This window comes from Streptomyces sp. NPDC006265 (assembly GCF_040613555.1).
In the GTDB taxonomy this organism is placed as follows: Bacteria; Actinomycetota; Actinomycetes; order Streptomycetales; family Streptomycetaceae; genus Streptomyces.
Genome location: NZ_JBEXSH010000378.1, coordinates 1 through 8234 on the forward strand (window position 1 = coordinate 1; position 8234 = coordinate 8234).

Below are 8234 nucleotides of genomic sequence, written 5' to 3' on the forward strand. Positions count from 1 at the left end.
GCGGTTTGGCGCTCCGCGCGCGAGCGGCCGTGACCCCAAACCCGGCCCGCCCCCCCCCCAGTCCGCGGTGCGCACGGCCCTTCGTCGTGCTGGTGGTGCGTGTCAGGCCGCCCAGGTCGCAGGCGCGCCTTCTTCGTCGGGGTTGGGGATGGCGGCGGTGGCTGCCGGGGCGGCGGGGTGTCGCATGGCGGTGATCGGGACGGCGCCGGGTTCGGTGGCCGGCGCCCAGACCACGCGCCAGGTGTCTTCCCACTCGCAGCCGCACGGGTGATCCGGGTGCGGGTGCCGTAAGAAGACGCCGTGGGCGTGGACGGCGCGCGGGATGCGGGGGATGTGCACCGAGGGGTCGTCGCCCGGGTAGAGATGCAGGGTCCGCCAGCTGTGGATGTGGGCCATGTACGCGGCGGCTGCCTCGATGACGGCCCACCGCTGGTGTCCGAGAACGACGAACCTGTCCGGGTAAAGGCTGTCGTCGTTCGGAGCTCCGATGCCAGCGACGTACAGCCCGCGGTAGACGACGAACCCGTTGTCGGTCGCATCCTCACTGCTGGGGGTCCAGATGCCTTCAGCGGGGACAGTCGTGCCGTCGTCGGCTTCGCTGGTCTCGATCTCGTACAGGGCAGTGGTCACCATGGGGCGCTCACGTCCTCGAGGAGGGCCGCCAGGAGCTCGCAGGCGTCGGCCTTGTGCGGGTCGTTGTAGGAGGCGTGCTCGCTGACGTGGAAGACCGTGTCCTTCGCGGTGACCGTGTACCCGGGCATGACGGTGGCCGCCTTGCCCTCCAACAGGGTGTTGAGGCGGTCCGCGTCACGGGAGGCCAGCGCGGTCTGGGTGTACGGGCCGATACGGAGCAGGATGCGCCCGGAGTTGTCCGTCCGGCGGGCTTCGACATGGACGGCGTAGTGCGCGGGTTCCATGCCGACGTCGTCGGGGAGCTCCAGGCCCGCCGCGGCGTGGGTGAGCGGCGTGAAGGCCTGGTTCCACACTCCGAGGATCTTGTCCGCCTCACAGCGCAGCCAGCCCCTGCCGGTGTAGCCGAGCTGGTGGCCGTGGAGGTAGGCCGCAGCGTGCGGGGTGTCGGGGTGGACCAGGGAGACAGCGATCAGGTCGGGACCATGGTCGTCGCCCAGGATGGGGTGGGCCCTTTCCACAAACGGCCCGACGCGTACGGCGACATCCCGGTAGAGGCCGGGCGTCCAGGGCTCCGGGTCACGCAGGGCAGTGAGCAGCGCGCGGAACTGGTCGACGGCGGCCTGGTCCTCGGGGCTGAGGGCGCCGGGTGCGTGGCCGCAGCGGCGGAAGAGACGCTTCATCGGGTGGCCTCCTGCGTGGAGTGGGCGTGGGCGGCGTGGTTGGCGGGTGTCTTGAGCACGCGGGGCAAGTGGACGTGGAGGTGCTCGACTTCGACCTCGCGGCCCCGGTCGCGGAGGGTGCGGGCAAGGATTTCGATGAGGCCGCTTGCACGGTGCCGGCCTCCTGCACAGCCGATCGCGATGCGGCGGGGACCGGCGGGCAGGTCGGCGTAGTCGGCGAGGTTGGCGATGAGTTCGCGGGCGCCGGGGGTGTTCAGGACGACGTCCTGGACGCGGGGGTTGAGGCCGTCCAGGTCGAGGATGTCGCGGGCTGCTGCGGGGTCGCGGAGCCGGTCGCGGACGTCTTCGATCCGGTCGGCGGCGGGCGGGACGGGGGAGCCGTCCGGGCCGGTGGGCAGGTGCAGGTAGCCGAACGAGATCAGGCGGATCGGGTGCAAGAAGGTGCCTCCTGCTCGGTGGTGAAAGGGGCGGGAACGCGTGGAGCGCCGCGCCCGGCCGGGAAGGCGGGGCGCGGCGCTCCGGGGTGGTGCTACTGGGTGGTGGTGTTGGTGACCACGAGGAACTGGTCGGCGTGCAGGTCCATTACGACGTGGGCGTCCGGTCGGCCTTGGGCGCGCTGGGCGGCGGCGTACTCCTCCGCCGGCCAGGAGCCGCGGGGACTTCCGGCGGGGAACCGCTCCAGGACCGTGCGGGACTCGTCGGTGGTCGTGGTCATTCCGGGTCACCGCCGTTCACGCGCTCGTGGATGTCGATCAGCGGGCCGATGGCGTCGGGGCTCTTCGCCTCGCCGACCCACTGCCCGAGAGCGGTGAAGACCGGCACGGCGTCGGTGTCGGCGTCGAACACCACGACGTAGTCGCCGTACCTGTCGAGGACCATCTCCTTGAGGGCCCGCGCCGGTGCGGCGGTCAGGACCTCCAGAGCGTCGACGGTGAGCCGGGCAGGCTCTGCCGGGTCGTCGGGCTGGGTGAGGACGCCGGAGACGTGCAGCAGGTCGCCGGGCTGGATCTCGGTGAGCAGCGCGTGCGCGATCCCGGGTTTGCTGGTGATGCAGGACCAGATCACGTCGTCCACGACGTCGTCGGTGGGCGAGACGACCAGCTGGAACCGGGCGGTGTACGGCGCGCCGCCGGGTGTGGGGACGGTGTCGAGGTAGCCGTCGACGGTGCAGTGCTTGGTGTCCATCAGCTGGCCTCCGCCAGGGTCTTGGTGGGGCGAGGGGAGCTGTGTCGAGTGGTGCGCTGGGCGATGTCCAGGAGCTCGCGGTTGCGCTTCTTCTGGGCGTCGGTGAGCGGCCTGGCCTTCGCGCCGTGGCGGTGCCAGAGCGGGGAGGCGGGCGGCTCGGGGTAGGCGAGGGCGTGGTCGACGTCGCGTTGAGTGCTGCTCAAGGGAGCCTCCAAGTGGAGGGGTTCAGGCGTGGTCGTCGTCGCGCCGGCGTTTGGGCTGGACGTCGGAGGCGAACCGGCCGAGGCGGGCCTCGGTGGGGTTCTGACTGATCCAGTCCTCAGCGCACGCCTTGTGCACGGGCTCCCCGTAGTGGGAGCGCATGGGCGTGGGCTGGTCGCACAGTGCGCAGGGGCGGTCCTGCCAGCGGTCGAAGTGCTGGCTGTCGCGCCAGTCGAGAAGGGCGCCGGGAGCCGGGATCAGGCCCGGCTCGAACAGCGGCTTCTTGCTGCGGCGGCCTGTCACGGCCGGAAGTCGGGCAGCTGGAGGGCTTGCGCCACCAGGTCCGGCTTGGGCCTCCAGGGCATGAGCAGCGCGCGTTGCCCGCAGCGGGCCTGTACGCGCAGGGTGGAGTCCATACTGGGATCTCCCTCTCGTCTCGTACGGGATGGGGAACCCGGGGCGGCCGACTGGTTTTCCGGCCTTGGCGGCCGTCCCGGGGCGAATTCAGATCAGGCTGTTGGGCTTTGACCCACGCCTTGTGCCAGTCCGCGCCCCAGTCGGGACGCAGGCCGTGAACGGCCCGTCTCTTCCGTGTGGTTGAGGGACCACCGCGACCGCCCCGCCCCCTGATGTGCGGGGTCGGGGCAGCACGGAGCGTCCGTCAGGCCACGGCCGGGGGAGCGGGCAGCGCACGGCAGGTGCTGGCGTGTTCGGTGGCGTCGTCGCGGATGCGGAGGAAGTCCTGGGCGATGGTGCCGCTGTGGTCGCGGCATCCGGTGCAGCGCCACCAGGCCGGGCCCGGGGCGTGCAGCTGGTGGTCCGGCCACGGGTCCGCGCCCGTGATCTCCACCTCGGCTCCGCTGGCGCCGCGCCCGTCAAGGCGCACCCACACGTGCTCGGGTCCTCCGCTGGAGGGCGCGTCCAGGCGCAGCAGGATGTGCCCGCTGGCGGTGCGGCGGATCTCCCCGTCGCGTTCAGCGGTGTGCAGCAGCTGGTGGAGGCGGGCGCGGCCGCCGAACGGCTCCGCCCCCGGGATGGTCTGCAGGACGGTCCACAGCTCGGTGAGGGTGGTGCGGTCCTGAACCGAACGTGCGTTGTCCAGCAGGCTCAGCACAACCGTGTACGCGTCGTCGCGGTCGATGGTGCCGCTGAACTTGTCGACCCGCAGACCGGTGAACAGGTCGTCGATGGTGTCGGTGCGGGTGGGCATGGGTGAGCTCCCTGTCAGAGCTGGAGTTGGACGGTGATCGGGGCGGCGCGGCTCAGGGGCGGACTGCGTCCGCGTACTGCTCCTCGAGGTCGGCGCGGCCTTCGGGGTCGTCGTCCTGGTCCTCGTTGTCGTGCGGGCCGTGGATGGTGCAGCGCACGTCCGGGTCGGTCATCAGATCACCGGTCAGGGCGCGCAGGAGGTCGGTCGCGTTGTAGACCGGGGCCCACGCCTTGCCTTCGCATTCGTCGTCGGCCGGGCAGCCCACCAGGACCTCGAACCCGATGTCGCCCGCGCCGTCGACGTCGGTGCGCAGGGCGAGGTACAGGCTGTCCGCCCCGAGCCGGATCTCTGCGACGCGGTCGCCGTCGGCGAGCTGCGAGGCGTCGCGCCAGCGCCACATCGGCAGGATCTCGGGGCCGAAGTAGCGGCGCACCAGGAGCAGGTCGCCCAGGCCCTCGCCGGCGTCCCAGCCGAGATCCGCGCGCCGGGCGTCGCTGACGCGTTGCAGCAGCGCCTGGAGGCGGTGGATGTTCTCCGCGACGACGACGTGGTCGAAGCCCTCGCCGGGCAGGCCGGGGAAAGCGTCGACGATCGCGGCGTGCTGTGCGCGGACGACCGGCTCGGGCACGCTGCGGTTGGCGGGCCGGTCTTTCTGCCGTTCGACACACGTGGAGACCGGGGTGGGGATGACCAGTGCCACCGTGGGCATGCCGTGACGGCGCGCGGTGGCGATGAGGTTGGCACGCACAGCCTTCTCGCTGTTCGTCGCATCCACGATCGTCATCTTTCGGCGGGCGAGGCGGGCCTCCAGGACGGCCTGCAGCGCGAACACGGCGTCGTCTGTTGATTCCTGCGAGCCCGCATCGTCGCTGACCAGGGCCCGGAACCTGTCGAGTTCGAGGACCTGCGTGGCGGGCCAGGTGCTGGCCCATGTGCTCTTGCCCGACCCGGCCGCACCGATCAGGCAGACCAGCGAGTCGTCGGGGACCGTCGTGTCGACGGGCAGCGCGTTTTCCAGGCGGAAGGTCTTCATTCGGCTTCTCCCTGCGGGTCGAGAGCACGGGTGGCGTAGTAGGTCTGGAGGCCGGCGTTGTCGGTGATGAGTGCGGCGGCTTCGTGCAGCGGGCACGACATCTCGCCGTCGCGGTCCGGTTCGATGCGTTCGGCGGCCTGTCCCGCGACGGTCAGCAGCTGCGCGAGGGAGCCGAAGACGCCGTCCTGGCGGTGGTCTTCGTGGTGGAGCTCGCGCAGGACCTCCGCGAGCTCCTGGGCGCCGATGTCGCCGGTCAGTTCGTCCTCGATCTGCTGGAGGGCGAGCTGGGCGATGCCGACCGAAGCGCGCACGCGGTCCAGGCGCGTGCGGGCCTGCGCGGCCGCCGTCACAGCGCGAGGCCGGCGGCGGCCAGCGCGAGCAGGACCAGGGCCGCGAGCGACAGGTCGACCGCGCGCCGAAGGTGCGTGAACTTCCGTACGGCCAGGGTGGACAGGACCCGGATGCGCGCGGCTCGGGTGTCGGCGTCCATGCAGCCGCGGATCTCGTCGTCGTCCAGGCGTGCCCAGTGGGGGAAGGACGCCTTGTCGTCGCCGCGCAGGCGGGGCCTGACGACCAGGAGCAGCAGCACGGCGGCCGCGCCCAGGGCGAGGACGGCGAGCGCTCCGCAGACCTTCGTCACAGGCGGCAGGTCCTTGTCGGCGACGGACGCGAGGCCTGCCAGGACGGCGCCGTTGAAGGCGAGCAGTAAGGACGACTTGCCGTCCGTGCGTTCAACCTCACTGACGACGGAGGCGCAGGCGGTGTCCAGATTCTTGTCGATCACGGAGGCGGGGACCAGGGCGGTCGTCATGAGCAGGGTTCTCCTTGCAGAACGCGAAGGGCGGGACGGTGCATGCTGAAGGGCCGCTCCGAACCGGAGCGGGCCTTCTCGCGTCTCGCGCAGCGCACCTCGCGTCAGCGAACCGGCGTGCCCTGCGCCTGCTGCGGCGCGATGCCCAGCGCCGTCGTGTACTTGGCCAGGGCGAGCTTGCCGATCGCCGGGTACGGGCCGAGCGACTCGGCGGCCGAGCAGCCCGCCTCCTTCGCGGCCTCCTCGACCAGGCCCTGCTCTATCTCCGGACCGATCAGATACGGCGCGAGCGCCAGCTGCTGCGAACCCGAGGAGCGCAGCTGCTCGGCGACGGAGGCAATGGAGCCCTCCTCGTCCAGGGCCGCGGCCATCACCGGCACGGCGAGGCGCGCGGCGAGCAGCATGCCGGTGATCCCCGCCGCCTGCACGGCCTCGTCCCCGCCCACCGACGCCAGGATGATGCCGTCCGCGGCGGTCGCCACGGTGAACAGCCGGGCGCGGTCGGCGCGGGCCAGACCGGCCTCGGACAGCCGCACGTGCAGCGCCTCGGCGAGCAGCGGGTGCGGGCCGAGGACTTCGGTCAGCTCGGCGGCGACACGGCTCTCCATGAGGGCCTGACGGACCTGGCGCAGCAGCGCGCTGTCCGGCCCGGCGAGCAGCGGCACGACGACGGCGACGGGGCCGTCGGGCATCTTGACGTCCATGCCGGCGGCGCGGGCCTGCTCGAAACGGGCCGTGCGCCCCTCGGCGGTGCGCACGAGCACGGCCTGCAGCGAGGGGAACTCCGCGTTGTCCCCGTCGAGGTAGCCGATGCGGGCGTCGAGGCCGGGCAGCTCGGAGCGGGCGATGCTCACGACTTCCTCGGCGAGGCTGCGCGTGGCGCTACTGGGCGTCCCCGGCACGGCGAGGACGAGCGCGGGCGCGCCCTCGGGAGCAACCAGCGGCTCGGGACGGCGGTGCCGTCCGGGCTGGCGGGGGCGCGGCATTCGTACAGGCAGGCCATCCGCGGGCCCAGTGGGGGAACTCATGGCGCCGCATGTTACTGGCTTCTTGGGTTCCCCTGTTCGGGGAGGGTGCAGGTGAGCGGTATCCGTCCTGTTTTGTCTGATGAGTTACGTACGGATGGGACGTGATCGGATCAATCACCCGAACGGGTGGTCACGGACAGCATCGTCTCGTCACTCGGCAGCGTGAGTGAACCGGTGCTCAGTTCGGCCGCGATGCGCACCGAGCCGTGCAGCGGATCACCTTCGGCCGGTACCCGCCGCCCCTGTGGAAGCCGCCGCTCCAGTTCCTCGTCCAAGGGGCCGAGCAACGGGTCGCCCAGCTTGAACAGGCCGCCGGTGAGGGCGATGCACGGCTCGCCGCCGGAAGGGCACACGGCCGCCGCAGAGTCGGCCATGTGCCGGGCGGCCGCACGCAGGATGCCCGCCGCGACGGGGTCCTGGTCCGCGCAGGCGGCCACGCGGGGCGCGAAGGAGGCGAGCACGGCCGACCGGTCGGGTCGGGGATACAGGGCGCCGGGCAGCCCCGCCACGGGCCCGAACACCTCCTCGGCGCAGGCCTGCAGCCGGGCCGAGCCGTCCTCGCGTCCGTCGTGGGCGCGCAGCGCGGCCTCGAGACCGGCCCGCCCGATCCAGGCACCGCCCCCGCAGTCGCCGAGCAGATGCCCCCAGCCGTCCGCCCGCCGCCAGCCGGTGAGGTCGGTGCCGATCGCGATCAGTCCCGTCCCGCCGGCGATCACGGCTCCGGGGCGTGGCCCGACCGCACCCACGTACGCGGTCACGGCATCGGCGGCCAGCGCCACCCTGTGCACCCCCCACTCCCGGGCCAGGGCGCCCGGCAGTTCGGCACGCAGCCCGTCCCCGAGGGAGGCCAGACCGGTCGCGCCGACGACGACGGTGGCCAGCGGCACCGCACCCGCTTCGGCGGTCAACGCGCGCACCAGCGGCACGAGTCGCGCCATGAAGTGTTCGGGGTCGATGCCCCGCTCGCCGGTGCGAACCGGCTCTCGGGATTCCCGCCGGGCGAGCGGTCCGCGCTCGGCGGTCCCCACCACGGCTCGCATCCCCGAGCCGCCGGAGTCCACGGCGAGGAACCCGGAACCCTCCGACACCCCGGTCACGGCAGGCGCCAGTCCACCGGTTGGCCGCCCTGGCGGATCAGCAGGTCGTTGGCCCGGCTGAACGGGCGGGAGCCGAAGAAGCCCCGGTCGGCCGACATGGGGGAGGGGTGGGCGGATTCGACAGAGGGCAGGTCGCCGAGGAGTGGGCGCAGATTGCGGGCGTCCCGGCCCCACAGGATGGAGACCAGCGGCTTGCCGCGCCCCGCCAGGGCCCGGATCGCCTGCTCCGTGACCTCCTCCCAGCCCTTGCCGCGGTGGGCGGCGGGCTTGCGCGGGGCGGTGCCTTGTTGGGGGTCACCTGGAAGGAGTTGGTGTGGCCCGGGATGACGTCCTGCTTCATCAGGAACGGCACCACC

At 72.4% G+C, this 8234-nt stretch carries 14 protein-coding genes; all 14 read right to left on the reverse strand.

Features of this window, described 5'->3' with window-relative positions:
• Positions 1 to 102 precede the first annotated feature (102 nt).
• Positions 103 to 633: a hypothetical protein gene (locus ABZ281_RS27090; protein WP_356659537.1), complete on the reverse strand. Its 531-nt coding sequence runs from the start codon at positions 631 to 633 to the stop codon at positions 103 to 105.
• Positions 627 to 1313 carry a hypothetical protein gene (locus ABZ281_RS27095; RefSeq protein ID WP_356659539.1) on the reverse strand — a complete coding sequence of 229 codons (687 nt, stop codon included), beginning with the start codon at positions 1311 to 1313 and terminating at the stop codon, positions 627 to 629. The genes ABZ281_RS27090 and ABZ281_RS27095 overlap by 7 nt, the downstream gene beginning before the upstream one ends.
• Positions 1310 to 1750 carry an RNase adapter RapZ gene (locus ABZ281_RS27100; RefSeq protein ID WP_356659541.1) on the reverse strand — a complete coding sequence of 147 codons (441 nt, stop codon included), beginning with the start codon at positions 1748 to 1750 and terminating at the stop codon, positions 1310 to 1312. The genes ABZ281_RS27095 and ABZ281_RS27100 overlap by 4 nt, the downstream gene beginning before the upstream one ends.
• A 92-nt stretch (positions 1751 to 1842) precedes the next feature.
• Entirely contained in the window at positions 1843 to 2028 is a 186-nt protein-coding gene (locus tag ABZ281_RS27105) for a hypothetical protein (RefSeq protein ID WP_356659543.1), read from the reverse strand.
• Positions 2025 to 2498, reverse strand: coding sequence for a hypothetical protein (locus tag ABZ281_RS27110; protein WP_356659545.1), 474 nt, complete (start codon positions 2496 to 2498; stop codon positions 2025 to 2027). Before ABZ281_RS27110 ends, ABZ281_RS27105 begins: the two co-directional genes overlap by 4 nt.
• Positions 2498 to 2701 carry a hypothetical protein gene (locus ABZ281_RS27115; RefSeq protein ID WP_356659547.1) on the reverse strand — a complete coding sequence of 68 codons (204 nt, stop codon included), beginning with the start codon at positions 2699 to 2701 and terminating at the stop codon, positions 2498 to 2500. Before ABZ281_RS27115 ends, ABZ281_RS27110 begins: the two co-directional genes overlap by 1 nt.
• Positions 2702 to 2723: 22 nt before the next feature.
• Positions 2724 to 3002: a hypothetical protein gene (locus tag ABZ281_RS27120; RefSeq protein ID WP_356659549.1), complete on the reverse strand. Its 279-nt coding sequence runs from the start codon at positions 3000 to 3002 to the stop codon at positions 2724 to 2726.
• Between the two features lie 358 nt (positions 3003 to 3360).
• Positions 3361 to 3909: a hypothetical protein gene (locus ABZ281_RS27125; RefSeq protein ID WP_356659551.1), complete on the reverse strand. Its 549-nt coding sequence runs from the start codon at positions 3907 to 3909 to the stop codon at positions 3361 to 3363.
• Positions 3910 to 3961: 52 nt separating this feature from the next.
• Complete coding sequence (locus ABZ281_RS27130) at positions 3962 to 4942, reverse strand: ATP-binding protein (RefSeq protein WP_356659553.1); 981 nt, start codon at positions 4940 to 4942, stop codon at positions 3962 to 3964.
• A complete protein-coding gene (locus tag ABZ281_RS27135) occupies positions 4939 to 5292 on the reverse strand; it encodes a hypothetical protein (RefSeq protein ID WP_356659555.1) in 354 nt (117 codons plus the stop codon). The genes ABZ281_RS27130 and ABZ281_RS27135 overlap by 4 nt, the downstream gene beginning before the upstream one ends.
• Positions 5289 to 5753, reverse strand: coding sequence for a Pycsar system effector family protein (locus tag ABZ281_RS27140; RefSeq protein WP_356659557.1), 465 nt, complete (start codon positions 5751 to 5753; stop codon positions 5289 to 5291). Before ABZ281_RS27140 ends, ABZ281_RS27135 begins: the two co-directional genes overlap by 4 nt.
• Before the next feature lie 104 nt (positions 5754 to 5857).
• Positions 5858 to 6781, reverse strand: coding sequence for a hypothetical protein (locus ABZ281_RS27145; RefSeq protein WP_356659559.1), 924 nt, complete (start codon positions 6779 to 6781; stop codon positions 5858 to 5860).
• Positions 6782 to 6891: 110 nt separating this feature from the next.
• The gene (locus ABZ281_RS27150) at positions 6892 to 7878 is read right to left on the reverse strand and encodes a BadF/BadG/BcrA/BcrD ATPase family protein (protein WP_356659561.1); all 987 of its coding nucleotides are present in this window, start codon (positions 7876 to 7878) and stop codon (positions 6892 to 6894) included.
• A partial coding sequence (locus ABZ281_RS27155; RefSeq protein ID WP_356659563.1) for a uracil-DNA glycosylase occupies positions 7875 to 8234 on the reverse strand: 360 nt, incomplete at its 5' end. The genes ABZ281_RS27155 and ABZ281_RS27150, both read right to left, overlap by 4 nt.